This is a genomic window from Mycobacterium sp., from assembly GCF_002863225.1.
In the GTDB taxonomy this organism is placed as follows: Bacteria; Actinomycetota; Actinomycetes; order Mycobacteriales; family Mycobacteriaceae; genus Mycobacterium.
Map to the genome: position 1 here is coordinate 67,541 of NZ_PKEK01000079.1, position 26,495 is coordinate 94,035.

Annotated in this window: 28 protein-coding genes and 2 pseudogenes; 21 read left to right on the plus strand and 9 right to left on the minus strand. The window is 65.7% G+C overall.

The window, feature by feature from the left end; genetic code table 11:
- Positions 1-75: 75 nt before the first annotated feature.
- Positions 76-1,635, plus strand: a complete 1,560-nt coding sequence (gene ffh / locus CYU59_RS24000; RefSeq protein WP_293003545.1) for a signal recognition particle protein — start codon at positions 76-78, stop codon at positions 1,633-1,635.
- Positions 1,635-2,702 (plus strand): amidohydrolase family protein, encoded by a 1,068-nt coding sequence (locus CYU59_RS24005; RefSeq protein ID WP_293003547.1) that lies wholly within the window; start codon positions 1,635-1,637, stop codon positions 2,700-2,702. The genes ffh and CYU59_RS24005 overlap by 1 nt, the downstream gene beginning before the upstream one ends.
- A 145-nt stretch (positions 2,703-2,847) precedes the next feature.
- Here CYU59_RS24005 and CYU59_RS24010 read toward each other — a convergent pair whose 3' ends face one another.
- Positions 2,848-3,264, minus strand: coding sequence for a tautomerase family protein (locus CYU59_RS24010; protein ID WP_293003550.1), 417 nt, complete (start codon positions 3,262-3,264; stop codon positions 2,848-2,850).
- Positions 3,265-3,327: 63 nt separating this feature from the next.
- Between CYU59_RS24010 and CYU59_RS24015 the strand changes: the two genes are divergently transcribed.
- The 3 genes from CYU59_RS24015 to CYU59_RS24025 all read left to right on the plus strand — a co-directional run bounded on the left by CYU59_RS24015 (position 3,328) and on the right by CYU59_RS24025 (position 6,494).
- Positions 3,328-3,810, plus strand: coding sequence for an NUDIX domain-containing protein (locus CYU59_RS24015; protein ID WP_293003552.1), 483 nt, complete (start codon positions 3,328-3,330; stop codon positions 3,808-3,810).
- 294 nt (positions 3,811-4,104) lie between these two features.
- Entirely contained in the window at positions 4,105-5,889 is a 1,785-nt protein-coding gene (locus CYU59_RS24020) for an amidohydrolase family protein (RefSeq protein ID WP_293003554.1), read from the plus strand.
- A gap of 8 nt (positions 5,890-5,897) precedes the next feature.
- A complete protein-coding gene (locus CYU59_RS24025; RefSeq protein WP_293003557.1) occupies positions 5,898-6,494 on the plus strand; it encodes a TetR/AcrR family transcriptional regulator in 597 nt (198 codons plus the stop codon).
- A 4-nt stretch (positions 6,495-6,498) separates the two neighbouring features.
- On the opposite strand, the gene CYU59_RS24030 is transcribed toward CYU59_RS24025, so the two are convergent.
- Together CYU59_RS24030 and CYU59_RS24035 are read right to left on the minus strand one after the other, a co-directional pair.
- Positions 6,499-6,897, minus strand: a complete 399-nt coding sequence (locus tag CYU59_RS24030) for an STAS domain-containing protein (RefSeq protein WP_293003559.1) — start codon at positions 6,895-6,897, stop codon at positions 6,499-6,501.
- A 197-nt stretch (positions 6,898-7,094) separates the two neighbouring features.
- Positions 7,095-7,970, minus strand: a complete 876-nt coding sequence (locus tag CYU59_RS24035; RefSeq protein ID WP_293003561.1) for a D-alanyl-D-alanine carboxypeptidase family protein — start codon at positions 7,968-7,970, stop codon at positions 7,095-7,097.
- A gap of 269 nt (positions 7,971-8,239) precedes the next feature.
- On the opposite strand from CYU59_RS24035, the gene CYU59_RS24040 reads away from it, so the two are divergent.
- The 9 genes from CYU59_RS24040 (at position 8,240) to CYU59_RS24080 (ending at position 13,424) form a co-directional block, all read left to right on the plus strand.
- On the plus strand, positions 8,240-8,659 hold the full coding sequence (locus tag CYU59_RS24040; RefSeq protein WP_293003564.1) for a nuclear transport factor 2 family protein: 420 nt from the start codon (positions 8,240-8,242) through the stop codon (positions 8,657-8,659).
- A gap of 194 nt (positions 8,660-8,853) precedes the next feature.
- Positions 8,854-9,366, plus strand: coding sequence for a 30S ribosomal protein S16 (gene rpsP, locus CYU59_RS24045; RefSeq protein ID WP_293003566.1), 513 nt, complete (start codon positions 8,854-8,856; stop codon positions 9,364-9,366).
- An 8-nt stretch (positions 9,367-9,374) separates the two neighbouring features.
- Entirely contained in the window at positions 9,375-9,617 is a 243-nt protein-coding gene (locus CYU59_RS24050) for an RNA-binding protein (protein ID WP_025736282.1), read from the plus strand.
- 12 nt (positions 9,618-9,629) lie between these two features.
- A complete protein-coding gene (rimM, locus tag CYU59_RS24055) occupies positions 9,630-10,160 on the plus strand; it encodes a ribosome maturation factor RimM (RefSeq protein WP_293003581.1) in 531 nt (176 codons plus the stop codon).
- A 2-nt stretch (positions 10,161-10,162) separates the two neighbouring features.
- Positions 10,163-10,852: a tRNA (guanosine(37)-N1)-methyltransferase TrmD gene (gene trmD / locus CYU59_RS24060; RefSeq protein ID WP_293003583.1), complete on the plus strand. Its 690-nt coding sequence runs from the start codon at positions 10,163-10,165 to the stop codon at positions 10,850-10,852.
- A gap of 228 nt (positions 10,853-11,080) precedes the next feature.
- Complete coding sequence (gene rplS, locus CYU59_RS24065; protein ID WP_293003585.1) at positions 11,081-11,422, plus strand: 50S ribosomal protein L19; 342 nt, start codon at positions 11,081-11,083, stop codon at positions 11,420-11,422.
- A 72-nt stretch (positions 11,423-11,494) separates the two neighbouring features.
- Entirely contained in the window at positions 11,495-12,343 is an 849-nt protein-coding gene (lepB, locus tag CYU59_RS24070; protein WP_293003588.1) for a signal peptidase I, read from the plus strand.
- Between the two features lie 2 nt (positions 12,344-12,345).
- Positions 12,346-13,122 (plus strand): ribonuclease HII, encoded by a 777-nt coding sequence (locus CYU59_RS24075; RefSeq protein WP_293003590.1) that lies wholly within the window; start codon positions 12,346-12,348, stop codon positions 13,120-13,122.
- Complete coding sequence (locus CYU59_RS24080) at positions 13,119-13,424, plus strand: DUF2469 domain-containing protein (RefSeq protein ID WP_007171389.1); 306 nt, start codon at positions 13,119-13,121, stop codon at positions 13,422-13,424. The genes CYU59_RS24075 and CYU59_RS24080 overlap by 4 nt, the downstream gene beginning before the upstream one ends.
- A 25-nt stretch (positions 13,425-13,449) precedes the next feature.
- Here CYU59_RS24080 and CYU59_RS24085 read toward each other — a convergent pair whose 3' ends face one another.
- Positions 13,450-14,199, minus strand: coding sequence for a GAF and ANTAR domain-containing protein (locus tag CYU59_RS24085; RefSeq protein ID WP_293003652.1), 750 nt, complete (start codon positions 14,197-14,199; stop codon positions 13,450-13,452).
- 144 nt (positions 14,200-14,343) lie between these two features.
- Here CYU59_RS24085 and CYU59_RS24090 point away from each other — a divergent pair.
- Together CYU59_RS24090 and CYU59_RS24095 are read left to right on the plus strand one after the other, a co-directional pair.
- A pseudogene (locus tag CYU59_RS24090) lies at positions 14,344-16,263 on the plus strand (APC family permease); the annotation flags it as partial.
- Positions 16,264-16,539: 276 nt separating this feature from the next.
- Entirely contained in the window at positions 16,540-18,504 is a 1,965-nt protein-coding gene (locus CYU59_RS24095; protein ID WP_293003682.1) for an APC family permease, read from the plus strand.
- Positions 18,505-18,523: 19 nt separating this feature from the next.
- Here the strand turns inward: CYU59_RS24095 and CYU59_RS24100 are convergent, their stop codons facing one another.
- From CYU59_RS24100 to CYU59_RS24110, 3 genes are read right to left on the minus strand one after another with little or no spacing between them, the layout of a single operon-like run.
- Entirely contained in the window at positions 18,524-20,095 is a 1,572-nt protein-coding gene (locus tag CYU59_RS24100) for a Na+/H+ antiporter (RefSeq protein WP_293003656.1), read from the minus strand.
- 32 nt (positions 20,096-20,127) lie between these two features.
- Positions 20,128-21,441, minus strand: coding sequence for a PPE family protein (locus CYU59_RS24105; RefSeq protein WP_293003658.1), 1,314 nt, complete (start codon positions 21,439-21,441; stop codon positions 20,128-20,130).
- A gap of 14 nt (positions 21,442-21,455) precedes the next feature.
- Positions 21,456-21,755, minus strand: a complete 300-nt coding sequence (locus CYU59_RS24110) for a PE family protein (protein ID WP_293003660.1) — start codon at positions 21,753-21,755, stop codon at positions 21,456-21,458.
- 338 nt (positions 21,756-22,093) lie between these two features.
- On the opposite strand from CYU59_RS24110, the gene CYU59_RS29080 reads away from it, so the two are divergent.
- The 3 genes from CYU59_RS29080 to CYU59_RS24125 all read left to right on the plus strand — a co-directional run bounded on the left by CYU59_RS29080 (position 22,094) and on the right by CYU59_RS24125 (position 23,838).
- On the plus strand, positions 22,094-22,495 hold the full coding sequence (locus CYU59_RS29080) for a YraN family protein (RefSeq protein WP_363115257.1): 402 nt from the start codon (positions 22,094-22,096) through the stop codon (positions 22,493-22,495).
- On the plus strand, positions 22,443-22,838 hold the full coding sequence (locus tag CYU59_RS24120; RefSeq protein WP_293003662.1) for a hypothetical protein: 396 nt from the start codon (positions 22,443-22,445) through the stop codon (positions 22,836-22,838). Before CYU59_RS29080 ends, CYU59_RS24120 begins: the two co-directional genes overlap by 53 nt.
- A gap of 457 nt (positions 22,839-23,295) precedes the next feature.
- A complete protein-coding gene (locus CYU59_RS24125; RefSeq protein ID WP_293003664.1) occupies positions 23,296-23,838 on the plus strand; it encodes a hypothetical protein in 543 nt (180 codons plus the stop codon).
- Between the two features lie 147 nt (positions 23,839-23,985).
- Here the strand turns inward: CYU59_RS24125 and CYU59_RS24130 are convergent, their stop codons facing one another.
- Entirely contained in the window at positions 23,986-24,636 is a 651-nt protein-coding gene (locus CYU59_RS24130; RefSeq protein ID WP_293003666.1) for a hypothetical protein, read from the minus strand.
- Between the two features lie 18 nt (positions 24,637-24,654).
- Positions 24,655-24,849: a hypothetical protein gene (locus tag CYU59_RS24135; protein WP_293003668.1), complete on the minus strand. Its 195-nt coding sequence runs from the start codon at positions 24,847-24,849 to the stop codon at positions 24,655-24,657.
- Positions 24,850-25,215: 366 nt separating this feature from the next.
- Between CYU59_RS24135 and CYU59_RS24140 the strand changes: the two genes are divergently transcribed.
- A complete protein-coding gene (locus tag CYU59_RS24140) occupies positions 25,216-25,551 on the plus strand; it encodes a hypothetical protein (protein WP_293003670.1) in 336 nt (111 codons plus the stop codon).
- A 17-nt stretch (positions 25,552-25,568) separates the two neighbouring features.
- A pseudogene (locus tag CYU59_RS24145) lies at positions 25,569-26,495 on the plus strand (hypothetical protein); the annotation flags it as partial.

Consider the following 26,495-nt stretch of genomic DNA (forward strand, 5'->3'; position numbering starts at 1 on the left):
CCGCTAGGTTCGATGAGCGGGCTCCTCCTCATCGCGCTGCGCGCTCTGCATCGTCGTCCCGCTAGGCTGGGCGGCGTGTTTGAATCGCTGTCTGACCGGCTTACCGGCGCCCTGCAAGGCCTTCGCGGCAAAGGCCGGCTGAGCGACGCCGACATCGACACCACCACCCGCGAGATCCGGTTGGCGCTGTTGGAGGCCGACGTATCGCTGCCGGTCGTCCGCGCCTTCGTCGGCCGCATCAAGGACCGTGCCAAGGGCGCTGAGGTCTCCGGTGCGCTCAACCCAGCCCAGCAGGTCGTCAAGATCGTCAACGACGAACTGGTCGGCATTCTCGGCGGCCAGACCCGTCAGCTGGCGTTCGCCAAGACGCCGCCGACCGTCGTGATGCTCGCGGGTCTACAGGGCTCCGGTAAGACCACGCTGGCGGGAAAACTCGCGCTGTGGCTGCGCAATCAGGGCCACACGCCGCTGCTGGTGGCCTGCGACCTGCAACGACCGGGAGCGGTCAACCAGCTGCAGATCGTCGGCGAGCGAGCCGGTGTGGCGGTCTTCGCGCCGCACCCGGGAACCTCGGCGCAGACCGATCAGGACGCCGGACCCGGTGACCCGGTAGCCGTCGCCGCCGCCGGGCTCGCGGAGGCGCGAGCCAAGCACTTCGACGTCGTGATCGTCGACACCGCCGGGCGGTTGGGTATCGACGAGGAGATGATGGCGCAGGCGGGCGCGATTCGTGACGCCGTCACGCCCGACGAGACGATCTTCGTCCTGGACGCGATGGTCGGTCAGGACGCGGTGGCGACGGCGCAGGCGTTCGGCGAAGGTGTCGGCTTCACCGGCGTGGTGCTGACCAAGCTGGACGGCGACGCCCGCGGTGGCGCCGCACTGTCGGTACGTGAAATCGCCGGTGTGCCAATACTTTTCGCATCTGCTGGCGAGAAGCTCGAAGATTTCGACGTCTTCCACCCGGACCGGATGGCCAGCCGCATCCTCGGGATGGGCGACGTCCTGAGCCTTATCGAGCAGGCCGAGCAGGTCTTCGACGCACAGCAGGCCCAGGATGCCGCGGCCAAGATCGGGTCCGGCGAACTCACCCTCGAGGACTTCCTCGAGCAGATGCTGGCGATCCGCAAAATGGGCCCGATCGGCAACCTGCTGGGCATGCTGCCCGGCGCGGGTCAGATGAAGGACGCCCTGGCCGCCGTCGACGACAGCCAACTCGACCGGCTGCAGGCCATCATCCGCGGCATGACGCCGCAGGAGCGGGCCGACCCGAAGATCATCAACGCCTCACGTCGCCTGCGCATCGCCAACGGCTCGGGTGTGTCGGTATCCGAGGTCAACCAGCTGGTCGACCGCTTCTTCGAGGCCCGCAAAATGATGTCCTCGATGGTCAGCAGCATGGGCATCCCCGGGCTGGGCCGGAAGTCGGCCACCCGCAAGACCGCAAAAGCCAAAAGCGGCAAAGGCAAGAAGGGCAAGAAGCGCGGCCCGACCCCGCCCAAGGTCCGCGGTCCGCTCGGCGCCGGCATGCCGGCCGGGTTCCCCGACCTGTCGAACATGCCGCAGGGTCTCGACGAATTACCGCCCGGGCTGGCCGATTTCGATCTGTCCAAGCTGAAGTTCCCGGGCAAGTAGTGCCATACCACGTTCGAGGGATAGGGCTGCCCGACGAAGAGCCCATCGAACTGTGGATTGTCGATGGCCGGATCAGCCGCGACCCGGTCGGTGACGCCGAAACTATTTTTGACGGCGGCTGGATCGTGCCGGGGCTGGTGGACGCGCACTGCCATGTCGGGCTGGGGCCGGGCGGCGGCGTGGACCTCGACGAGGCGGTTGCGCAGGCCGAGGCCGAACGGGAGGCCGGCGCGTTGCTGCTGCGCGACTGCGGATCGCCGATCGATACCCGCAGCCTGGACGATCGGGAAGATCTGCCCCGGATCATCCGCGCCGGAAGGCATTTGGCCCGCCCCAAGCGGTACATCCCCGGCCTGCCGATCGACATCGAAGACGAATCCCAACTGCCGGAGTATGTGGCCGAGCAGGCGCGGCGTGGCGACGGTTGGGTCAAGCTGGTTGGCGACTGGATCGACCGTGGCATAGGCGATTTGGCGCCGCTGTGGTCGGACGACGTGATCAAGGCCGCGATCGACGCTGCGCATGCCCAGGGCGCGCGGGTCACCGCACACGTCTTCGGTGAGGACGCGCTGCCCGGGCTGATCAAGGGCGGTATCGACTGCATCGAACATGGCACCGGGCTGACCGACGACACCATCGAGTTGATGGTCAAGCACGGGACCGCCGTCGTGCCCACGCTGGTCAACGTGGAGAACTTTCCTGGCATCGCTGACGCGGCAGGGAAGTACCCGATCTATGCGGCGCACATGCGCGACCTGTACGCCAACGCTTATCCCCGGTTGCGTGCCGCGCACGACGCGGGCGTGCCGATCTACGCCGGCACCGATGCGGGCGGCATGATTGCCCACGGGCGGATCGGCGACGAAGTGGAGGCGCTGACCCGGATCGGGATGAGCCCCACCGACGCGCTCGGCGCGGCGTGCTGGGATGCCCGGGACTGGCTCGACCGGCCGGGCCTGGACGACGGAGCTTCGGCAGACCTGTTGTGCTACTACGATGATCCGCGATATGGCCCCGAGGTGCTGCACCGCGCGGACGTGACCGTCCTACGCGGCCAGTTCTACTGAGCGGTCGGTCTCGGGCCGACCGAAACAGCGAGAAATCCCGATTCCGCGGCTCGACTGCAGCCGACCGATCCACAGCGCTGCCGCCCGCCTCTCGCCAGACCGACTGAGGGCGTGCTCGCTCGGCACGTCCACATTCGGGTCAGGCCTAAATGGATCGTGGGTCGAGTCGATCGGTCGGCACCCCGTTGACATAGGTGGCCACGCCGTTGCCCATGGAGAAGTCCGGCGGGTCGACGGTCACGAGGTTGAAGAACACATCCTCTCGCCGTACGTGAATTTTCTCCTCCAAGTCGTCGACGACCGCTTTGTAGAACGCGGCTTTTTGCTCAGGACTCGCGACGTCGAGGAAGATCAGCTGGATGAAGATGCAGTTCTCGGACCGGTAGAGACTGAGGTAGTCACGGTCGAAGAAGAAGTTCTCCGCTCTGTGTTCGGTGATGGTCTGAAATCTGTCCTCGGGCACTCCCAGACATTCGATCATCCTGTCGTAGACGACATCTGCGATAGTCCGTCGATACTCGACGGACTTGCCCTCGATGAGGTCGATCCGGGCGAGTGGCATGGCGGCAGTCCTTTTGACCGTGCCCGGACGTGTTGGATTCACCGTCTCTGTTAAACAGAGACTATGCCGATCCCTGAATTTATCGTCAAGCTTCGGCAGCGCATCGGCCACGCGCCGTTATGGTTGCCCGGCATCACCGCGGTGGTGATTCGTGACCACCAGGTGCTGTTGGTCCAACGCGCCGACAACAACGCGTGGACACCGGTGACCGGCATCGTTGAACCGGGGGAGAACCCGGCCGATTGTGCCGTCCGGGAAGTGTTGGAGGAGAGCGGTATTCAAGCAATTGCCCGGCGCCTGGCCTGGGTGCACGTGAGCCGCCCCGTCGTCCATGTCAACGGCGATCACGCACAGTACCTCGACCACGTATTTTTGATGGAGTGGCTGGCAGGGGAGCCATTCCCGGCTGACGACGAGAGTGTCGAGGCCCGCTGGTTCGACATGGCGCAATTGCCGCCGATGTCGGAAGACATGCTTCGGCGAATCGAGCACGCTGCGCATGGAAACCGCCACGCGCCAACGATCTTCGAGACGACGCGGTCATGAATTACACCGTCGACCGGCTCGCCGAAAACCTTCGCGGATGCCGGGCAACGTAACGAGATCGTCGACGCCGTGCAGCGGCTGGACGAGATCGCGGTGGCCGGGTTCGCGGGGCTGTCGGGCGTTGTCACTCCGGTCGCGCAACGTCCGCGGAGCAGGGGACGACTATAAGTTGACCCAAAAAGATTGCGAGTACTTACTCTCTATGTTAGCTTCGGCTGACCCCGATGGTGCGCAGGACTGCGTGAGCCGCGCCGACGACGATGCAAAGCGAAGCGATGAGGAGGAGTGGCGCACATGAAGTACGACGTGATCATTCGTGACGGATTGTGGTTCGACGGCACCGGCAGCACGCCGCAGACTCGTACGCTCGGGATCCGCGACGGAATCGTCGCCACCGTCTCCTCTGAGCGACTCGACGAGACCGGGTGTCTCGAGGTCATCGACGCGAAGGGCAAGTGGGTCGTCCCGGGCTTCGTCGACGTGCACACCCACTACGACGCCGAGGTCCTGCTCGACCCCGGCCTGCGTGAGTCGGTACGTCACGGCGTCACCACGGTGCTACTCGGGATGTGTTCACTGTCGACGGTCTACGCCAATGCCGAGGACGCGGCCGACCTGTTCAGCCGCGTCGAGGCAGTGCCCCGCAAGTTCGTCCTCGGCGCCCTGCAGGGCAAGACCTGGTCGACGCCCGCGGAGTACGTGCAAGCCATCGACAGTCTGCCGTTGGGGCCGAATGTCAGTTCGCTGCTTGGTCATTCGGACCTTCGGACGTCCGTGCTGGGTCTCGACCGGGCCACCACCCGCGACGTCGAGCCCACCGACGCCGAACTCGACAAGATGGCGGCGCTGCTCGACGACGCACTCGAGGCCGGAATGCTGGGCATGTCCGGTATGGACGCGGCGATCGACAAACTCGACGGTGACCGGTTCCGCTCGCGTGCCCTGCCGTCGACGTTCGCGACCTGGCGGGAGCGACGCAAGCTGATCAAGGTGTTGCGCAAGCGTGGCCGGATTCTGCAGAGCGCGCCCAACGTGGCCAAGGCGGAGTCCGCCCTGCTGTTCTTCCTGTCCAGTAGCCCACTGTTCGGTCTGCGCAAGGCGGTTCGGATGAGCCTGCTGGTCTCCGCCGACGCCAAGTCGATGCCCTTGGCCGTCCACGTCTTCGGCCGCGGTACCCGACTGATGAACTTCCTGACCCGCTCCAAGGTGCGCTTCCAGCACTTGCCGGTGCCGTTCGAGTTGTACTCCGACGGCATCGACCTGCCGGTGTTCGAGGAGTTCGGTGCAGGTACCGCAGCGCTGCATCTGCGAGACCAGTTGGAGCGCAACGAACTGCTCGCCGACGAGGATTACCGCCGCCGCTTCCGTCGGCAATTCGACCGCGTCAAGCTTGGACCGTCTTTGTGGCACAAGGACTTTCATGAGGCGGTGATCGTCGAATGCCCGGACGAGGCACTCGTCGGCAAGAGCTTCGGGCAGATCGCCAAGGAGCGCGGGCTGCATCCGCTGGACGCGTTCCTCGATGTCCTGGTCGAAAACGGCGAGCGCAACGTGCGATGGACCACGATTGTGGCCAACCACCGGCCCAAGCAACTCAACAAGCTGGCCAACGAGCCGAGTATCCACCTGGGATTCTCGGACGCCGGGGCGCATCTGCGCAACATGGCGTTCTACAACTTCCCGGTGCGATTCCTCAAGCGCACCCTGGATGCCTATCGGGATGGCCAGCCGTTCATGTCCATCGAACGTGCGGTGCATCGTCTCACCGGCGAGGTGGCCGAATGGTTCGGATTGGACGCCGGCACCTTGCGCCAAGGTGACCGCGCCGACTTCGTCGTGATCGATCCGGCCGGTCTGGATGAGTCGGTGGATGGCTATTACGAGGAGAAGGTGCCGTTCTACGGAGACCTGAGCCGGATGGTCAACCGCAACGACGCCGCGGTGGTCGCCACCGGGGTCGCCGGCGCAATTGTGTTCCGCGACGGCGAGTTTCGTGACGGCTACGGCGAGACCGTCAAGTCCGGCCGGTACTTGCGGGCGGGCGCACGTCACGCGCAACTCGCCGGTACGAGCGCATAGGTCCCCACATGGCACGCACGCAGCAGCAGCGCCGCGAAGAGACCGTGGCGCGTCTGCTCGAGGCCAGCATCGCGACGATCGTCGAGGTCGGGTATGCACGTGCGTCGGCTGCGGTGATCACCAAGCGGGCCGGGGTGTCTGTCGGCGCCCTGTTCCGGCATTTCGACACCATGGGTGACTTCATGGCTGCGACAGCCTACGAAGTGCTTCGGCGCCAACTGGATTCGTTCACCAAGCAGGTCGCGGCGATTCCGTCGGATCGACCGGCCCTGGAAGCGGGATTGACCATCCTGCGCGACATCACCAGCAGCCCCACCAACGCGGTGCTCTACGAACTGATGATCGCCGCGCGAACCGACGACAAACTCAACGCCACGCTGCAGCACGTCCTGGAGCAGTACACGAGCAAAATCTGCGACGCCGCGCGGGCGTTACCCGGCGCGGACGGTCTGTCGCAGGAGACCTTCCCGGTCCTGGTGGCGTTGCTGACCAACACCTTCGACGGGGCGGCAATGCTGCGGGCCGTCTTGCCGCAGCCCGAACTCGACGACCGGCGCATCGAGCTGCTCTCGACGCTGCTCAGCGGGATCGGATTGCCGGGCTGAGGCGCTAGTTGCCGGAGAGCTTGCTGACGGCGTCGTCGAGACGACGGTGCAGGCTCATCAGCTCGTTGATGCCGAGCAGGGTGAGCGGCCGATGGGTGGCCGGTCCATCGGCTACCACCGCGAACGGCGTGTCGTCGCCCAGCGTGTCGCGAGTTTTCATCAAGACGCTGATACCGGCCGAGCCGAGGAACTCGACCTTGGACAGGTCGACGATCAAACCCTTGGGATTCTTGGCCAGGGTCGCTTCGATCGACTCAGAAAGCCCGGGGGCGGTGAGCATGTCGACGCTCCCGCCGACGGCCAGCACTGCCAACCCTTCGACGTCAGATTCGCGGGTGTAGAAATCCTCGTTTTCAGATTGAGGTGGCGAAGCAGATGCGGCGTGTTGGTCTTCGGCCATCATCGATATCTCATTCCTTACGCGTAACTGCGGCGACGGCTCGCGGCGCAGACATCGTTGGCAATGGCTGTCGACTCAACCCCATGGACATGTCGACGTCAGTCGACGGATGCCGAGGATGCTCGTATTGGACTTGTGCACAATAGAATGCCACGGCATAGGAAGACTAGCCGAAATCTACGACAACTGTCGTATATGGCCTACAGCCTGCCGATTCCCGAATGCGGATTGAGAGCAAACCCCCAGTCGAGCAGGTTGCCGGCTTGGTCCCAATACGTCGGCCCGCCCTCGTGGATCAACCCGTACATCATCGCGATCACGAGGCGGCGCCCGCCGCGCGCGGCAGCGCCGACGAAGGTCTTGCGCGCCGCATCGGTGAATCCGGTCTTACCGCCGATCGCCCCGGGGTAGCGGGTCAGCAACTCGTCGTGGTTGACGATCTGGTGCTCGCCGTTATCGCCGGGAAACAGCGCCGACGGTTCGGCGGTGATCTGAGCGAACACCGGATTGGCTATCGCGGCGCGGAAGATGACCGCCAAGTCGTGCGCTGTGGACCACCCCGACCCGCCGGGGCCGTCCAGTCCAGACGGCGTCGATGCGTGGGTGTTCACCGCGCCCAACGACGCCGCCTTGGCGTCCATCTTCGCGACGGTGGCGCCCATGCCACCCAGCATGTGCGCCAGGGTGTTGGCGGCGTCGTTACCCGAGACCAGCAGCAGGCCGTCCAGCAACTGGCGCGTGGTGTAGGAGCGGCCGGCTTTGACGCCCACGCAGTTGCATTCGGCTTGGGCGTCGGCCGGATCAGCGACCACCGTGGCGTCCAGGCTCAGTTCATCGAGGGCCACGAGTGCCAGCAGCACTTTGATGGTGCTCGCGGGCGGGTGGCGCAGATTCTCGTCGCGCCCCGCCAATACCTGGCCGGAGTCGAGATCGGCCACCACCCACGTCTGGGCCGGACCGTCGGGGATCGGTTCCGAGCCGACCGGCTGGACCGCGGCGTCGGCCGACGACATCGGAGCGGTGCCGACGGCCGCGACCGCGAACAACGCGGCGGCTGTTGCGATGAGCTTTCGCATGGGCGCAGAGTTTAACTTCCGGTGTGCGCGACGCCCGGTTTTGGCGGCGGGCACAGGTGGTTCAACCTGCATACGAAATGAGGTGGACGGACGATGAGCGAACGGTTGAACTTCACGCAGGTAGCCCCGCGCGGCATGAAAGCGGCTGACGATCGGCATTCGTACGCCACCGGCGGCGGCCGCCGCTAAAACTCCGTGACTGAGCCGGCCGTCGGGCGAACTCACCGAGCACCCTGGGGGCCTATTCGCGGGTCGTGTTCAATCGAAGAATGTTGAGCCTGGAAGAGATTTCGGACCGTCTGGAAATCCAGCAGCTGATCATCGACTACTCGACCGCGATCGACTCCCGCCGCTTCGACGATCTCGACGCGGTCTTCACCCCCGACGCCTACATCGATTACACCGCGCTCGGCGGCATCGAGGGCACGTACCCCGAGGTCAAGGCCTGGTTGGCAGAGGTGCTGCCCAACTTCCCGATGTACGCGCACATGTTGGGCAACTTCTCGGTCCGCGTCGACGGCGACGCCGCGTCGTCGAGGACGATCTGCTTCAACCCGATGGTGCTCGGCGGTGCGAAGGATCAGATCATGTTCTGCGGACTCTGGTACGACGACGACTTCGCCCGGACCGCCGGAGGTTGGCGAATGACCCGCCGCGTTGAGACCAAGTGCTTTCAGAAAGTTCTCTAGCGGCCACGTCCGGCCGGAGTGAATTTCTGACTTGGGGCCTGCCTCTGGCACAATGAGCGGCTGTCCGTCGCGCGACCCACCGCCGGGTGCGGTGCTTGTTCGTCGGTCACACACGCGAGGCAAAACCGGATCCGGGCATTCCCGCCCGAATCGCTGAATTGCAGCGTGACACCAGTAGGAGATTTGGCTTCACCATGGCTGTAAAAATCAAGCTCGCCCGGCTCGGCAAGATCCGCAACCCGCAGTACCGCATCTCGGTCGCCGACTCGCGGACACGCCGCGAAGGCCGGGCCATCGAGGTCATCGGCCGCTACGACCCCAAGCAGGAGCCGAGCCTCATCGAGATCGACTCCGAGCGCGCCCAGTATTGGCTGTCGGTCGGCGCGCAGCCCACCGAGCCCGTCCTCAAGCTGCTGAAGATCACCGGCGACTGGCAGAAGTTCAAGGGCCTTCCCGGCGCGGAGGGCCGGTTGAAGGTCGCGGCGCCCAAGCCGTCCAAGCTCGAGCTGTTCAACGCTGCGCTGGCCGCTGCCGACGGCGCGCCCGACACCGAGGCCAACAAGCCGAAGCAGAAGAAGGCGCCGGCGAAGAAGGCCGCGGCGGACAAGGCCGACAAGCCGGCTGACGGGGCCCCGGCCGCGGAGAAGCCCGCTGAGGACTCCGCCCCGGCTGCCGCCGAGCAGGCCGAACCCGCGACCGAGAGCTGACCGACACCATGAGCACCGTCGTCGTTGACGCCGTCGAGCACCTGGTCCGCGGGATCGTCGACAACCCGGATGACGTTCGCGTCGACCTGGTGACCAGTCGCCGCGGCCGGACTGTCGAAGTGCACGTCCACCCCGAGGATCTGGGCAAGGTCATCGGCCGTGGTGGACGTACCGCCACGGCGCTGCGCACGCTGGTCGCCGGCATCGGTGGCCGCGGCATTCGTGTCGACGTGGTGGACACCGACCAGTAGCGGAGACCTTCCGTGGAGTTGACAGTCGGGCGCGTGGTCAAGGCGCACGGCGTCACCGGCGAACTCGTCGTCGACATTCGCACCGACGACCCGGAGCTCAGGTTCGCTCCGGGTGCTGTGCTGCGCGCCAAGGGATCTGATCGTCGCGAGCACAGCTACACCGTCGATACTGTCCGACCGCACGGGAATCGCCTGCTGGTGCGCCTGTCCGGCGTGGCCGACCGCACTGCGGCGGACGCGCTTCGTGGCAGTGTCTTTCTCATCGATTCGGCGGATCTACCGCCCATCGAAGAAGACGACACCTACTACGACCACCAGCTCGAGGGCTTGGCGGTGCGCACGATTGCCGGTCTCGAAATCGGCATCGTGACAGAGGTTTTGCACACCGGCGCCGGTGAGTTGCTGGCGGTCAGACGCGAGCAGGCTCCGGAGTTGCTGGTGCCGTTCGTCAGCGCCATCGTCACGTCGGTGTCGCTGGCGGACGGCGCGATCGACATCGACCCTCCGGACGGCCTGCTGGATCTGGACGGCGAGGGCGCCTGAAGATGAGAATCGACGTCGTCACGATCTTTCCGTCCTACCTCGATCCGCTACGACAGTCGTTGACAGGCAAGGCAATCGAGTCCGGGCTGGTCCAATTCGACGTGCACGACCTTCGGCGGTGGACCCACGATGTGCACCGATCGGTCGACGACTCGCCGTACGGCGGCGGCCCGGGCATGGTGATGAAGGCGCCGGTGTGGGGTGACGCGCTGGACGAGATCTGTTCGCCGGAAAGCCTTCTCGTCGTCCCGACGCCAGCCGGCACGCTCTTCACGCAGTCGACCGCGCAGCGGTGGAGCGGTGAGTCGCACCTGGTGTTCGCTTGCGGCCGCTATGAGGGAATCGACCATCGGGTCGCCGAGGATGCCGGCACGCGAATGCGGGTCGAAGAGGTGTCGATCGGGGACTACGTGTTGCCCGGTGGCGAGTCGGCGGCGCTGGTGATGATCGAGGCGGTGCTGCGGCTGCTGCCGAACGTGCTGGGCAATCCCGCCTCGCATCAGGACGACTCGCATTCCGACGGTTTGCTCGAAGGTCCGTCGTACACCCGGCCGCCGAGCTGGCGTGGACTCGACGTCCCTGAGGTGCTGCTGTCCGGCGACCACGCCCGCGTGGACGCGTGGCGGCGACGGGTCGCCGAGGAGCGCACCCGGGAGCGCCGTCCGGACCTGTGGCAGCGGGAACGCGGCTGAACGCTGACCTGCCGGTAGAACCAGCGAAGATTCGCCGTGATTTCGCTGCAAGGACCCGATCTGGCACAATTGACCAGTTGTCTCCAGCGGTTGTCGGCCGGCCGGCTTGCCTCCGCCCACCGCGAGACTCCCAGATGTCCGAATCCATCGGCTGAGTTGCCTGCTCACGCGCCCGTAGCGGCGAGCAGCGGCACGCCAGCCGCGAACTGCAAGGAAGTGTCTTCCGACATGAACACCCTGGACTTCCTCGACAAGACGTCGTTGCGTGACGACCACCCGGCCTTCCACCCCGGTGACACGATCAACGTGCACGTGAAGGTCATCGAGGGCGCCAAAGAGCGCATCCAGGTGTTCAAGGGCGTCGTGCTGCGCCGCCAAGGCGGCGGGGTCCGGGAGACCTTCACCGTCCGTAAGGAGAGCTACGGCGTCGGCGTCGAGCGGACTTTCCCGGTGCATTCGCCCAACATCGACCACATCGACGTCGTCACCCGCGGTGACGTCCGTCGCGCCAAGCTCTACTACCTGCGCGAGCTGCGCGGCAAGAAGGCCAAGATCAAGGAGAAGCGCTGATATCCAGCGCTCCGTCGGCGATTCAGCGGCGGCCGTGCCGAATCGCGTTGTGATGCTGGCTACGCTGAAGCCGTGACTGAGACGACCGACTCGCCTGAGGGCCAACCCGTTTCCCGACCGGCCGATCCAGAAGTCTCGACGACGTCGCCGTCCACACCGGACGCCGACCCTGATCAGCAGGGCGGCAAGAAGCGGGCGGCGCTACGCGAAACCGTCGTCCTCGCGGTCATCGCGCTGGTGCTCTACTACGTCATGTTGACGTTCGTGGCCCGGCCGTACCTGATCCCGTCGGAGTCGATGGAACCCACGCTGCACGGTTGTGCCGGTTGCGTCGGCGACCGGATCATGGTCGACAAGATCACCTTCGACTTCGGCTCACCGCATCCCGGTGACGTCATCGTGTTCAAGGGCCCGCCGCCGTGGAACTTGGGCTACAAGTCCATTCGCTCGCACAACGCCGTCATCCGGGGGCTGCAGAATTCACTGTCGTTCATCGGCTTCGTGCCGCCCGACGAGAATGACTTGGTCAAGCGCGTGGTCGCGGTGGGTGGTCAAACCGTGCAGTGCCGCAACAACACCGGGCTGACCGTCGACGGCAAACGCCTGAACGAGCCCTACCTCGACCCGGCCACGCTCAACGCCGATCCGGCCGTCTACCCGTGCCTCGGGCCGGAGTTCGGTCCCGTGCACGTCCCGCAGGGACGCCTCTGGGTGATGGGGGACAACCGCACCCATTCGGCTGACTCCCGGGCTCACTGCACCAGCACTCCTGGCGACGCGATCAACGGACTGCTGTGCACCGGTGACCCGACCGCCGGCACGGTGCCGGTCGACAATGTCATCGGCAAGGCGCGATTCATCGTCTGGCCGCCCTCGCGATGGGGTGGTGTGCGCTCGGTGAATCCCCAGCAGAATCCCTAGCTGTGGCCACCACCTGGCCGCCGCGGACGGTGATCCGCAAATCATCGGGGCTGCGCACCCTGGAGTCGGCGCTGTACCGCAGCGGGCTCGGCCCGGTGGCCGGCGTCGACGAGGTCGGACGGGGCGCCTGCGCCGGACCGCTGGTGGTCGCAGCCTGCGTGCTCGGGCCGAACCGGCTGGAAAGCCTTGCCGCTCTTGACGATTCGAAGAAGCTCACCGAGGCGTCGCGAGAGCGGCTGTTTCCGCTGATCCGCCGGTATGCGTTGGCCTACCACGTGGTGTTCATCCCGTCGACCGAGGTCGACCGGCGCGGCGTCCACGTGGCCAACATCGAGGGGATGCGTCGCGCGGTGGCCGGTTTGTCGGTGCGGCCCGGATACGTCCTCAGCGACGGCTTCCGGGTGCCTGGGCTGGCGGTGCCGTCGCTGCCGGTGATCGGCGGCGACGCCGCAGCGGCGTGCATCGCCGCGGCCAGCGTGCTCGCCAAGGTCAGCCGGGACCGGCTGATGGTGGCGATGGAGGCGGACCACCCGGGTTACGGATTCGCGATCCACAAGGGCTACAGCACCGCGGCGCACTCGGCGGCGCTCAACGAGCTGGGGCCGTGCCCGCAGCACCGGTATTCGTTCATCAACGTGCGGCGGTTGGCGTCCGGCACGGGTGTTCGGACGGTGGCGGAATGTCAAACATGCGAGCCGGGTCGGCAGATCGACAACGAGTGGGGAAAGATGGATCAGGTCAGTCAAGTGCGGGACGGAGAAGGACGGCTGAGCCGATGAGTGCCGAAGATCTCGAAAAGTATGAAACCGAGATGGAGCTCTCGCTGTACCGCGAATACAAAGACATCGTGGGGCAGTTCAGCTACGTGGTGGAAACCGAGCGCCGCTTCTACCTGGCAAACAGCGTCGAGATGGTGCCCCGCAACGCCGACGGCGAGGTCTACTTCGAACTTCGGCTCTCCGATGCCTGGGTGTGGGACATGTATCGGCCGGCTCGATTCGTCAAACAGGTGCGTGTCGTCACCTTCAAAGACGTCAACATCGAAGAGGTCGAAAAGCCCGAGCTGCGTCTGCCCGAATAGCGGGGCGCCGCGCGACGCCTGAGCGCTAGATCCGGTCGCGCCCGCCGAACAGCGGCTTGCCGCGGCCGTCGATGACCGTGCGGGCCACGTCGGCCAGCTTGATGTTCAGATCCTGGGAATACCGGCGCAGGACGTTGAACGCCTCCTGCTCGTCCACGCCGTGCAGCATCATCAGCATGCCGACGGCTTTACCGATCTCACGGTTGGACAGCAGCCCGCGGCGCAACGTGGACACGTCCTCGCCCTGCGCGACGGCGTTGATCGCCACACTGGCGAACGACGCCAACACGATGGCCTGCCCAGCGGATTCCGTGTCGAAGACTCCGGGCGTGTCACTGAACAGGTTCAGGGCCCCGGTCTTGCGCTTGTCCACCAGGATGCGGAAACCCATGGCACCGCGTACGGGCGTCTCGGCGACCATTTTGGCGGCCAGCTGCGGCCACTGGGTGGGGGTGGTCAGGTCTGTTTCGATCTGCGGCGTCTCTTCTTCGATCGCGTCGACGCACGGTCCGTCACCGGCCGCGCGTTCCATGTCGTCGATGCGCTGCGCAATGCTGTCGCTGGCGCCGACAGTGACGTAGCGGCCGTCCCGGCGCACCAGCAGGCTCGCGTGATCGCAGCCGGTGACCACCAGCGTCGCAGCCACGCAGATGGCCGCATAGACCTGGCTCGAGTCCGAGCCCTGGTAGATGATCTTGGCCAGCGCAGAGAACACCGTGGCAGGATCTGCTGCCGTCGGCTCAACGTCGGGTGCGTTCTTTGCTGCGTCGGTCACCCATACATCATTCCAAGCCCGTTCCACCGCTGGCGACCGTATGGACGTTTCCGTAGCGGTCTCGCCCGGCCGTGGACATTCCCGGCCCGTCAAGATGCCGTAAGGATGACCGCGGACGACGTTGCCATCGGCTAGGAATGGCTGATGACAGTCCCGGCTGCCGCGCATAAAGTCGCGCCGTCATACCTCGACGTCTGGAAGCGCATCGCGCTCGGCAAGCCGTTGATCACCGATCAGATCCACCTGGAAAAGCTGTCCAATCCTGTTGCGTTGGGCGCACTTTCGCCCGACGCGATCTCGTCGACCGCCTACGGCCCCGAGCAGATCATGGTCGAGTTGCTACCGGCGGCGGGCATGGCGGCATTCGTGCTGCTGCTACCCCTGACCGGGGTGATCCTGCTGATCCTGGCCCTGGTCGCGGCGTCATACCGCCAGGTGGTGATGACGTATACCCGGGCCGGCGGCTCCTACATCGTGGCCCGCGAGAACTTCGGACCACGGATAGCGCAAATCGCGGCTGCGGCGCTGTTGATCGACTATGTGGTCACGGTGGCGATCCAGTGCGCGGCCGGCACGGTCGCGGTGGCATCGGCGCTGCCGGCGCTGGGCCCCTACAGCCTGGAGATCACCGTCGGTTCGGTGCTGATCTTCTGTTTCGCCAACCTGCGCGGGCTGCGCGAGGCCGGCCGGACGTTCGCGGTGCCGACGTACTGGTTCATCGCGATGCTCGCGCTGATGGTCGTGGTCGGGGTCGTACGCGAGGTGTTCGGGGGTCTGCCGACGTACGACCCCGCCCACCTCACCGGTGCGGTGCCCGTGCATCAAGGCAACGGCCTGGTGATGGGGGCAACCGTGCTGGTGCTCCTGCGGGCTTTCGCCAACGGCGGTTCGTCACTGACCGGCGTGGAGGCAATCTCCAACACCGTCAACCTCTTTCGGGCACCGGAGGGCCGTAACGCCCGTCGGGTGCTGACCGTGATGGCCTGGACACTTGGGTTGCTCCTGGCCGGCGTGGCGTGGTTGGCCTGCGTGACGCACGCGACGCCCTACATCGCGGGCTACCCCTCGATGCTGTCCGAAATCGGTCACGCGGTATTCGGTCACGGGCTGGTCGGAGACATTCTGTTCTTCTCGTTGCAGGCGGCGAGTGCGGCGATTCTCTACAACGGCGCCAATACCAGCTTCAACGGATTCCCCGCGCTGGCGAACTTCGTCGCCGAAGACAGTTTCCTGCCCCGACCGCTGATGAAACGCGGCCACCGGCTGGTGTTTTCGAACGCCATCCTCTTGTTGACCGTCCTGGCCGTGGTGTTGCTGCTGGCCACCGGTGGCTCGGTGACCGCATTGGTGCCGCTGTTCGCGATGGGTGTCTTCAGCGCGTTCGCAATGGCCGGCTACGGAATGGCGAAACACCATCATTCGCAACGGGACGATGGCTGGCGGCGCAAGCTCGCCATCAACCTCTCCGCCGGGTTGTTGTCGACGACGGTGGTGCTGATCTTCGCTGTCGCCAAATTCACCGAAGGCGCCTGGCTGATCGTGGTCGTGTTCCCGGCGTTGGTATTCCTGTTGATCCGGCTCAACAAGCAGTATCGCGCGGAGGCGTCGGTGCTCGAGATGTCACACGCCCGGCGTCGCGAAGCGACGGTGCCTGCGTCGCACCGCGTGCTGGTGTTCATCGATTCGATCGACCTGGCCGAAGTCGAAACCATGCGCTATGCAAAGGGATTGGATGCCGATCGGCTGACGGCCGTGCACTTCGTGTTGGACGAGGCGCTGGCCGCCCGGCTGCAGGTGCGCTGGCGGCGCTACGGCGAGAGCACCGAACTGCGGATGGTCGACTGCGCGGACCGACAACTCGGCCGCGCCGCCCAGCGGTTGGTCGCGAACATCCTCGAGGATCAGCCGGACAGCACCGTCACCGTCCTGCTGCCCCGACGGATGTATTCGCCACTGGCCGGGCGACTGCTGCACGACCGGACCGCGGACATGATGGCCCGGGTGGTCAGCCGGATCCCGGGAGCGAGCGCCCAGATTCTGGCCTACGACGTGAGGTCGCGGGTCGCGAGTGCGCTTCGGGTCGTCGACGGTGACGTCGCCGGCCTATCCGCCGGGCCGTCGGGAAAACGGCAGGCCAGCACCCCGGCCAACTGACTCGTCAACTGTCAGGCGCGATGCGCTGTCCTGGTAATTGGCTGAGAATAAGCGTTGCTCCTGCCTCCTTGGGTCTGCTAACTACCCGTGGAGCCGCTACCCTTCACGAGCGTAAGTATCGCGTAAGAATTTTGGACCGTGAGGGTGGGGAAGAGCATCACCGTGGTAGAGCTGGCAGACGAGCACATGGCCCCGCCGAGTTTCACCGACGCGTGGAAACGGTTCTTCCTGGGCAAGCCGCTGATCAACGAGGACCTCGAGCATGAGGCGCTGTCCAATCCCGTTGCGCTAGGCGCTCTTTCGCCCGACGCAGTGTCGTCGACGGCCTACGGTCCCGAGCAGATTCTGATCGAGCTGCTGCCTGCCGCCGGACTTGCGGCGTTCACCCTGATCCTTCCGCTCGGTGGCGTCATCCTGCTGATTCTGGCGCTGGTCACCGCGTCGTACCGGCAGGTGGTGATGGTTTACACCCAGCGCGGTGGTTCGTATGTGGTGGCGCGGGCGAACTTCGGCCCGAAGATCGCCCAGCTGTCGTCGGCCGCACTGCTGATCGACTACGTCGTGACCGTGGCCATCCAGTGCTCGGCAGGCACGGTCGCGGTGGTTTCGGCGATCCCCAGCTTGGGCCCGTACCACCTCGAGATCACCGTCGGAGCGCTGCTGCTGCTCTCGTTCGGAAACCTGCGCGGCATGAAAGAGGCCGGCCGACTGTTCGCGGTACCGGTGTACGCCTTCGCCGCGATGATGACGACGTTGATCGTGACCGGAGTGATCCGCGAGATCGTCGGAACCCTCAAGACCTACGACCCCGAGCACATCGCCGGATCGGTGCCGATCCATCAGGGCAACGGCTTCATCATGGGCGCCACGATCCTGGTGCTACTGCGCTCGTTCGCCAACGGTGGCACCTCCTTGACCGGTGTCGAGGCGATCGCCGATGCGGTGAACGTCTTCCGTCAGCCTCAGGGCCCCAACGCCCGCAAGGCGCTGACCATGATGGCCTGTCTGCTGGGATTCCTGCTGTTCGGTGTCATCTGGCTTGCTCACGTCACCCATGCGGTGCCCTACGCCGCCGGCTACCCGTCGATGCTTTCCGAAATCGCCCGCGCGGTCTTCGGCGAGGGACCCATCGGCAACATCCTGTTCGCGCTGCTGCAGGCGGCCAGCGCGCTGATCCTGTTCTTCGGCGCCAACACCAGCTTCAACGGCTTCCCGGCGCTGACCAGCTTCGTCGCCGAGGACAGCTTCCTGCCGCGGCCGATGATGAAGCGCGGGCACAAGTTGGTGTTCTCCAACGCCATCATCGTGCTCACCGTGGCATCCACGGCGCTGGTCCTCATCACCGACGGCTCGGTCGACGCAGTCGTGCCGCTGTACGCCATGGGCGTCTTCATGGGCTTCTCGATCTGCGGCTACGGCATGACGAAATACCACCTCGGCCATCGTGAGCCGGGTTGGCGCGGCAAGCTGGCGATCAACCTGTCGGCGGCCGTCTTGTCGACGATCATCGTGCTGATCTTCGCGATCGCCAAGTTCACCGAGGGGGCCTGGCTGGTGTGCGTGGTGTTCCCGATCCTGGTGGTCGCGCTGATGCGATTGAACCGCGAATACCGCAGCGAGAACGCGGTTTTGGAGATGCAGCTGACCGAGCGTCAAGACGTGGTCAAGTATCCGCACCACACCGTCGTCGTCCTGGTGGACCACTTCGACTTCGCGACGATCGAAGCGCTGCACTACGCGAGCGGACTGCACGCGGACAAACTGACCGCCGTGCACTTCATCATCGACACCCGCCACGCGCAGCGGCTGCAGGAACGGTGGGAGCACTTCGAGGACGAGATCCCGCTGCAGATGCTCGAGTGCCCGGACCGCAACCTCAGTCGAACGGCGCAGGAACTCGTCTGCCGCGAGATCGAGGACGATCCCAGCACGAAGGTGACGGTGCTGTTGCCGCGGCGCACCTATGCGCCGCTGGTCGGCCGCCTGCTGCATGATCGGACTGCCGACAAGATGGCCGGCGCGGTCAGCCGGGTCGACGGCGCGACCGCGCAGATCGTGGCCTACGACGTGGGTTCGCGGATTGCACAGGCGACCGCAACGGCACGTCTGCAGAAGAACACCGCGAAGGGCAACGCCGCCGTCAAGGGCTGAGCCGATACCCGGGTCCTGGTCAGGAGCCGCTGAGCCTGGCTTCTTCGAGGTCGAAGTCGCGCTCGATAGCGCGCAGCAGCGTTGCGTTGATCCGCCCGTCGCGTCGCAACGACAGCAGCACTGATCTCTCGACCCCGATCAGCGTCAGCCGCAGGGCCCGGTACCGCTTCATCTCCTGCGCGTCATCGTCGTCGTCCTCGGTTGGCGGGCTGAGCTCAAGGCGACGAACCTTTGCTTCGTAAAGCGAGCGGGCCGAGCGGAAGGCCTCATCTGCGGGGTCGGCCTCATCGTGGTCGTCGATCCACGCCAACGCTGCCCGCGCGGCTTTCAGCCGTGCTTTGTTGTCCGCGGTGCCGAAATCGTCTGACCGTAAGCCGAGCCGGCGTAGCAGCCAGGGCAGGCTGGTGCCCTGGATCAGCAGGCTCGCGACGATCACCGAGGCGGCGATCACGATGATCAAGTCGCGGTCGGGAAATGGTTGTCCGTCGCTGAGGCGCAGGGGAATGGCCAACGCGGCCGCCAATGACAAGCCGCCCCGCATCCCGGCCCACGCGACCACCACGCGTTCACGCCACTCGGGCGCATCGGTGGATCGCCGGAACAGTCGGGAGGTCACCGGACCGGACAGCATCCAGACCAGCCGCGACGCGACGACAACGGCGATCACGCCTGAGATGGCGGCCACCACCCGCGTCGCGGGTATGCCCGGCACCCAGTGCAGCGATCGCACCAGCTGCATCCCGACCAACGTGAACAGCACCGCGTTGAGCAGGAACACCAGCGCGTCGAGGAAGGCGAAGGCCTGCAAGCGCACACCAGGGGTGTAGATGGCGCTGAGGTGTGAACCGATGTAGACGCCGGCAGTCACGGTGGCCAGCACGCCCGACAGGTGCGCACCCTCGGCGAGCACGTACGTCAGGTACGGAGTCATCAGTGAGACGGTGATTTCCAACATCGAGTGGTCGATCCGGCGTCGCACCTGGACCGCGAGCCAGCCGACAGCCAGACCCAGCGCAGCGCCGCCTGCGGGCGCGACGAGCAGCGTCACGACCAGCGGCCCGGGGTGGACCACGCCGACCATCGCGGTGCCGACCGCGCCGGCATAGAGAACCAGGGCCGTCCCGTCGTTCGTCAGCCCTTCGCCCTCGACGATCGTCGCAAGCCGTTCCGGCACATCCAGGCGTTTGAAAACCGAGGTCGCCGCGACCGCGTCGGTGGGCGCAACCACCGCACCCGCTACCAGAGCGGCCGCCAGCGGCACGCCGGTGACACCCAGCAGAACACCGGCGACGGTGGCAGTGGTGACGACCACAAGCCCCACCGACAGCAGGCCGATCGGCCGTGCACTGGCCCGAAGGTCGTCTGGCGCAATGAAGTACGCGGCGTAGTAGAGCAGCGGCGGCAAGAACACGTAGAACACAATCTCCGGCGCCAGTTGCGGGACTCTGATTCCCGGTAGCCAGGCGAGAACAGCGCCGGCAGCCACCAGCAGAACGGGATACGGCACACCGATACGCTCGGCCAGCCAAACGGCGGCGATCACTGCCAGCGGCCCACACACCAGCAGGACGCCGAAACCGGCCGGATTCACAACCGCACCTCCCGGGTCTCAGCCTAGAGTCGTCAGCCCAGGAAGCGCCGCTTCTGCTCGGTCACCTCCTCGGTGGTCAGCAGCCCGGAGTCGGCCAGTTTGGCCAGCAGCGATTGGGCGCGCGTGGCGAGTTCCTGCAACTCGGTGGCGATCGCCGCCACCGCCTCTGTCGGCGGCTGCGGTGACGGTTTCGAGCTGGTTCGCGCGGGCATCCGCACCCGCTCGTTGCCGCGTCCAACGGAGGCGGTGCTGCCGACCGCGCCGCCCGCCGCGCCGGCAAGCCCCATGTTGCTGAACAGATTTCCGGCGCCACCCGCCTCCGGGACCGCTGCGGCGCTGGTGATGGGCAGCGTGTAGGCGGCCGACCGAATTTCGGGTGCGGCCGTTGTCCACCCCGACGGCACCGACAACCGGCCGACTCTGTTCGCCGCGCCCATTCGGCCCTCGGTGTCCGGAACCGCGTCCGAGGGCGCGCCGACACCGCCGGTGCCGTTGACTATCCACTGCGGCAGCATCGTCCCGCCGACGCCGTTGCCGGTGAACGGCCCTTTGCCGTTGTCGTAATCACGGTCGGCGTTGATCAGTAGGCCGCGGTAGGTGGTGCCGAAGGACGTGAAGGACGCCGTGATGCCGACCGTCCCCACGGTTACGGCGGTAGCAGTGAGCGGGACCGTTAGTAGCGGCAGCAACATGATCGGATCTACGGCAGCCGGTGCTGCCGCGGCTGCCTGCAGCGCCTGCGGGATCGCGGCGAGCACCCGCGCACCGTTCGACACCACCGATTGACCCGCCGCGGCGGCCTGCTGGGCTGCACCGGACGGGTTGGTCGTCGGCGGTGGCTCGGTGAAAGGCGTCAGCGTCGACGCCGCTGCCGCCGCGCCGGCGTACCCGTACATGGCGGTGGCATCTTGGGCCCACATTTCGGCGTACTGGACTTCGGCGGCCGCGATCGCCGCGGTGTTCTGCCCCAGCACGTTGGTCGCAATCAGCGTCATCAGCAGACTCCGATTGGCCTCGATCACCACCGGAGGCACAGTCATCGCGAACGCCGTGCCGTAAGCCGCTGCCGCCGCCCTGGCCTGCACGGCGGTTTGTTCCGCCTGTGCGGCCGCCTGGGTCATCCAGCTCAGATAGGGGGTGGCTGCCGCCACCATCTCCACCGACGACGGACCCAGCCACGGCCCGCCCGTGAGCTCGGTGATCGCCGCCCGGTAGGTTGCCGCGGTCGACTGGAGTTCGGCAGCCAGGCCGTCCCACGCCGAAGCCGCTGCCAACATCGGTCCGGCACCGGGGCCGGCGTACATTCGCGCGGAGTTGATCTCCGGCGGTAACGTCGCGAAATCCATTGTCCTGAACCGTCTTAACCGGTCGCCACGGCGTTGGCCGCTTCGGTCGTCGCGTAGGACATTGCACTGGCTTGCAGTGTGCTGACGAACTGCTGATGGATGGCCTCGGCCTGCGCGCTGATCGCCTGGTACATCTCGGCGTGGACGACAAACTGGGCTGCCGCCAGCGCTGAAACCTGGTCGGCGGCCGGTGGCACAACTCCCGTCGTCGGCACTGCGGCAGCGGCATTCTCGGCGCTCAAATTGGCTCCTGCGCCGGCCAGCGTGGCGGCGGTGGCCGTCAGCGCTTCGGGTTGCGTGGTGACATATAACATCGGACTTCCTCTCGGTGAACGTGACATGCGTATGCAGGCGTGCGAATGTCACACGCCTGCAAGTGATTTGGTGGAATTGGCCGCAAATAGACGGGACCGTGACTCACGGTTACCACCCGCCTTCTAGCCCAGTGCGGTCGGGAAGAAGTCACCGGCCGCAATGGCGGTCACGGCGAGCTTTTTCACCTGAACGCGATGCTAACCACGGTTTATCGGCATATCAACGCGGCGCGCGGTTTGCTGTGGACTACCGGCCGACGGGGGATAACCAGCCGATGTCGCACGGTGATACAGGTGCGGCGGAGATCTCCGTCGGCGCCGTGCCACAGGGTGGCGGCATGAGGATGTGGACGCGAGCCGAGGTCGGTGCGCTCGGTGAGCGGTTGGCCGCCGAGCACCTGAGCGATCTCGGGCTGCGCATCGTGGCGCGAAACTGGCGTTGCCGCTATGGCGAGCTGGATGTGATCGCCGTCGACCCGGCAGCCGACACTGTGATCTTCGTCGAGGTCAAGACCCGCACCGGCGACGGTTTCGGCGGGCTGGCGCAGGCGGTGACGGAGCAGAAGGCCCGCCGGCTGCGCCGGCTGGCCGGACTGCCCAGCGGCCCCGCCGACACCAACCCCGACCCTTGCCCCGGCGCCAGCACCTGCCCCGGCTCCCGCCACCGCGCCGCAGCCGATGGCTCCTGTGGGAGCACCCGCCGGCCTGACGCAGGCACTGGGTCTGCCGGAACAGCGTGACCCGAACGCCCCGCAAGGCGACGGCAAGGACTTCGCGCCGAAGTCGCTGCCGTTCAATCAGGGCAATTCCTCTCCCGGGCTGGGCATCTCGGGCGGTGCTGGTGGCGCAGCGGCTGGCATGTTCCCCGGCGGTGGTCTTGCGTTCGCGTTGGCCGGCCGATCGATCGGCTATGCGGGCCAGGCCGCGGCGATCGGCGTGCAGGCGCTGATGCAGACGTTCCTGCCGAACGATTCACCGCTGGCGAACTTCTCGAACACGCTGCCGGGCAAGATCCTCGGCGCGGTCGCCGGTGCGCGGCCCGCCGGCAAGAACAGGCCGGTTCGCAGACCCCGCCGCAGCTGACTCCGGGGCAGGTCGCCCGGCAGACCGCGAAGATGGGCGGCGGCCCGGGCGGCGGACCGTTCATCGGCGAGCAGCACAACTACGGCGTCAGCAACGGCGACGTTGCATCCGCGATGACCCGCGCTCAACTGTCGAGCTCCGCGGCGGGCCGACTAAGGTGAAAAGCTAACCGCCTGAACCGGATTGATTCGCTGTGCGGTGATCGCGGACCCACCTTGCGACTTCGGCGTCGTTCGTGCTGAGTCCCTTACTCTGTAGCTGTTGAATGACGGACCTGACCGCGTCGTCCTCGGAGCCGCCCAGTGGTACCTCGACGTCGCCTGAAAGCTGGTCCTTCAACTCGCGCTCGAACTCGGCGAGACCATCCTGGTTCCACTCAAATTTCATACCGCCAGTTTCAGGCATGGGCTACGCGGTGTCTGGTGAATGCTGCCGACACCCACATATCCTGACCGCTGTGAATGCAGGCGACTGGATCAACCTCGCTGGAGTGGCGGTCGCGGCCGGCTCAGCAATTTTCGCGGCGAACTCGGCGCGCCGGGCGAAAGACGCTGAAGAGAAGGCTGACGGGTACCGGGCTCGAGCACAACAGGATGCAGAGCGAGCAACAAAAGCGGCGGAGGAATCGGCAGCCGCGCAGAGGCAGTCTGCGACTGCGGCAAAGCGAGCCGCTGATGCGCTTGAAGCTCAGAATCAATTGGCCAGCGAAGCGCGACAGGCCGCTGAGGGTGTCCCATGGCACGTTGAACACAGCTCGGGTGCGATATGGAAAGTGCGTAACACCAGCGCACTCCCGAAGTTCCGCGTATCGCTGTCTGGCCCCGGAGTGAACGAAGCCCGTTCGTCCAAACTCGTCGACAAGGTCGACGGAAACAGCTCAATCGAGTTCTGGGGCAACACTTTCTGGGGCGCAAAGCAGGTCGTCACAGTTACCTGGCACGCACGAGAAGACGGCCAAGATGCGGCACAACGCTGGACAGACGTGATGCCGCCTCGCTAGCGCGGTCTGGACCCTCATCTCTCAAGGTCGGTCAACCCCGGAAAGCCTGATACCTACACGAACTGCTCGGCGGCCCGGACGTCGTGTTCGTCGTGGAGGCAACCTACTGGTGTGTGTCTGACGGGGCGCGCAGAAGAAGAGCGTTCATCACCAGAACCAGCCCGCCAGAAATGCCAGGAGGCTCGCGGCACCTAAAGCACCGATTATTGCGAAGTCGACCGGTTGCACGCCTCGAGGGGTGTCGATCCCAGACAGCGGACCCAACTCCGAGGGATACGTCGCGTACAGCCGGCGAATTTCGTCGGCCGTCGCGTTCACCGCACGCGTTACAGTGCTCGGTTCTGGACCCGAGACGTCCTCGTGCCAAGGATCGGGCGCGGAGGGGTCGTCGCTGCCTCTGACCACTTCGATGATTAACCGCTCGACTGCCGTAAAAGAGTCTGCCAGGTCGCCCGGCGGCAGAATGCGCGCTAACGTGCGAAGTCGCTGCGCCCCGACCACAGCGTCTTTGATCAAAGGACCGTACTTCTCGAAGGTCTCTCTGTCCTTCGTCGTCGATCGTCCGTCATCGTCCACGAACCACGCGAAAGACTGAACGGCTGTGGCAGCGTCAAGCAGGTCATTCATTGCTTCTCGCATCTGCGTGATTTCAGCTTCCCTGAGCTGCTGCGCGGCGGATAGCAACGCCGACTGGCGCGCCGAAACCCGATCAAACCGAGATGAGATGAGGCTCTGCACAACACCTCCGAGCGGGATGCCGATCGCCGTGAAGAGGAGAAACCAGACTGCGTCTTTCACGTCTCCATCGCCTACTTGTCACCGCGTTCTGTAGCGAGCATTGCTGGTCTGGCCCCGCACCTTGGCCAGCACGTCCGCCGCGATCGCGTCGGCCCGCTCATCGGTCAGCCGCTCGCCGTCAACGATGATCTCTTCCTCGGCCAGGTCGATGTCCTCAACGATCGTGTCGTCGCCGAACGTGACCGACGCCGGGTCAATCGGACGCTTACTCATGGGATCACCAGTCTACGAGCGTCGGTAAGCGGTGTTACCGTCTTCTCTTCGCCCCCGGTGCGGAGTCCCGAATCGAGCTCACCAAATGGTCGCCTTCAGGCGGTGGTTATCGCGCAGGCTGTACCTCTGGTCATGCCGCCTTGGCGACGATGAGCACGACGTCGAACTCGTCAGCCCCGCCGGCGAGCACATCACTTTCTACTGTTACGGGGACTTCGCCGCGAGCTGGTCTGGCAGCTGGGATTTCCGTTGCTCCTGCGAGTCGGACGAGCATCATCGTTGCGACTAGGCGACCCCGCAGCAGTGACTTGCGTTCGGCGCCCAGGCTGTTGTCCCATAGTCAGAATTCTTGCGAGGTGGTGGGCTATGGCGACCAGCGGACAGTTCCGTATCGACCTGGAGGCTTTGGCGTCGTCGGCGGCGCACGTGACAGGGCAGGGTGAGGACCTGGCGACGGCCCACCTGTTGTCCGACGACCAGCTTGTGGTGGCTCAGTCGGGCTGGGTTGGCAGCTCAGCAACGGCATTGGGCGTTAAGGCGGCGGCGTGGTTGGAGACCTCGCGCAGGCTAATAACCGATGTTGGAAACCACGCCACGGATTTCCACAATGACGGTCGCAGCTTCGCCGAGATGGAGCAGGCCCACACAGAGAAGTTACGGGCGCTGCATCCTGCCCCTGAGGGCCCCGCCGGTTCGGTCTGACCCTGATGGTGCTGACGGTGGCGGATGTTGAGCGGTGGAGCGCTGGGGCTGTGCGCGATGTGTTCCATGTCGCCACTGCCCGAGGCAATGCCACCCTGGAGGCCTCCCGTCAGCTCGGCACGCTCGCAGTCTTCGACACCTGGGAGGGCCAAACCGCCGAGGCCAGAAAGCACACCAACGCAACGATTCGACAAGACCTTGACGCTCACGGCAACGAGTCCTTCGCGGTCGCGATGGCGGCGAAGAAAGCCGCTGACGACATTGAGCACGTGCAATCCGAGCTGCGCACACTCAAGCACGATGCCGCCGACCGCCACATGACCATCGATCCGCTCACGAACAAGCTGGTCCCGGCCTCGGACAAAACCCTCCCATCCGAGGCGCTCGTCGCCATGCTGGAACTGCAACCCCGCCTGGACAAGATCCTGGCCGAAGCCAACGCGGTCGACGCTGAGCTGGCCGCCGCCATCAACATGGCTGATGGAGACGCCCCACTTCCCGCAGGCCCCAGAGTGCAATTCGACCCCAGGAACCCATTCGTCGACGACCCGCGATTTGGGCACTGGGAGAACGTCACCCCACCGCCGTACACCGGGGCAACTCCGCCGCCGCCGTGGACTGGGCACAAATCCCTCGAGGGGCTTCCCGGCAAAGGCCCGGGTGGGCCGTCCGGCTTTTACGTTCCGGGTGGAAAGACGTGGGCCGACGACAGCACCGCGCCGATGGGCTACCTCACCGAGCAGTACCGCTTCCGCATCTCGGGGGAGGACTACACCGGCTACACCCGCATCGTGAACGGTCAGCAGCAGCAGTGGGTGCAATACACCTACGACGCTCAGCGCTACACCCAGATCAATATGGGCGGTGCGCAGGCGTGGGCGCCAAAGGCGCCGAACGAGATCACCGGCGAGTTGGGCGGTGTGGCAACGGGCGGGCTCAGTGGG

Coding starts and splice junctions, on each gene's coding strand:
- CYU59_RS24080 (WP_007171389.1), top strand. CDS start 13,119: ATGAGTGCCGAAGATCTCGAAAAGTATGAAACCGAGATGGAGCTCTCG.
- CYU59_RS24025 (WP_293003557.1), top strand. CDS start 5,898: ATGGCACGCACGCAGCAGCAGCGCCGCGAAGAGACCGTGGCGCGTCTG.
- CYU59_RS24140 (WP_293003670.1), top strand. CDS start 25,216: ATGGCGACCAGCGGACAGTTCCGTATCGACCTGGAGGCTTTGGCGTCG.
- trmD (WP_293003583.1), top strand. CDS start 10,163: ATGAGAATCGACGTCGTCACGATCTTTCCGTCCTACCTCGATCCGCTA.
- CYU59_RS24020 (WP_293003554.1), top strand. CDS start 4,105: ATGAAGTACGACGTGATCATTCGTGACGGATTGTGGTTCGACGGCACC.
- CYU59_RS24035 (WP_293003561.1), bottom strand. CDS start 7,970: ATGCGAAAGCTCATCGCAACAGCCGCCGCGTTGTTCGCGGTCGCGGCC.
- CYU59_RS24010 (WP_293003550.1), bottom strand. CDS start 3,264: ATGCCACTCGCCCGGATCGACCTCATCGAGGGCAAGTCCGTCGAGTAT.
- CYU59_RS24110 (WP_293003660.1), bottom strand. CDS start 21,755: ATGTTATATGTCACCACGCAACCCGAAGCGCTGACGGCCACCGCCGCC.
- CYU59_RS29080 (WP_363115257.1), top strand. CDS start 22,094: ATGAGGATGTGGACGCGAGCCGAGGTCGGTGCGCTCGGTGAGCGGTTG.
- CYU59_RS24135 (WP_293003668.1), bottom strand. CDS start 24,849: ATGAGTAAGCGTCCGATTGACCCGGCGTCGGTCACGTTCGGCGACGAC.
- CYU59_RS24040 (WP_293003564.1), top strand. CDS start 8,240: ATGTTGAGCCTGGAAGAGATTTCGGACCGTCTGGAAATCCAGCAGCTG.
- CYU59_RS24030 (WP_293003559.1), bottom strand. CDS start 6,897: ATGATGGCCGAAGACCAACACGCCGCATCTGCTTCGCCACCTCAATCT.
- CYU59_RS24050 (WP_025736282.1), top strand. CDS start 9,375: ATGAGCACCGTCGTCGTTGACGCCGTCGAGCACCTGGTCCGCGGGATC.
- CYU59_RS24015 (WP_293003552.1), top strand. CDS start 3,328: ATGCCGATCCCTGAATTTATCGTCAAGCTTCGGCAGCGCATCGGCCAC.
- CYU59_RS24105 (WP_293003658.1), bottom strand. CDS start 21,441: ATGGATTTCGCGACGTTACCGCCGGAGATCAACTCCGCGCGAATGTAC.
- rplS (WP_293003585.1), top strand. CDS start 11,081: ATGAACACCCTGGACTTCCTCGACAAGACGTCGTTGCGTGACGACCAC.
- CYU59_RS24095 (WP_293003682.1), top strand. CDS start 16,540: ATGGCCCCGCCGAGTTTCACCGACGCGTGGAAACGGTTCTTCCTGGGC.
- rpsP (WP_293003566.1), top strand. CDS start 8,854: ATGGCTGTAAAAATCAAGCTCGCCCGGCTCGGCAAGATCCGCAACCCG.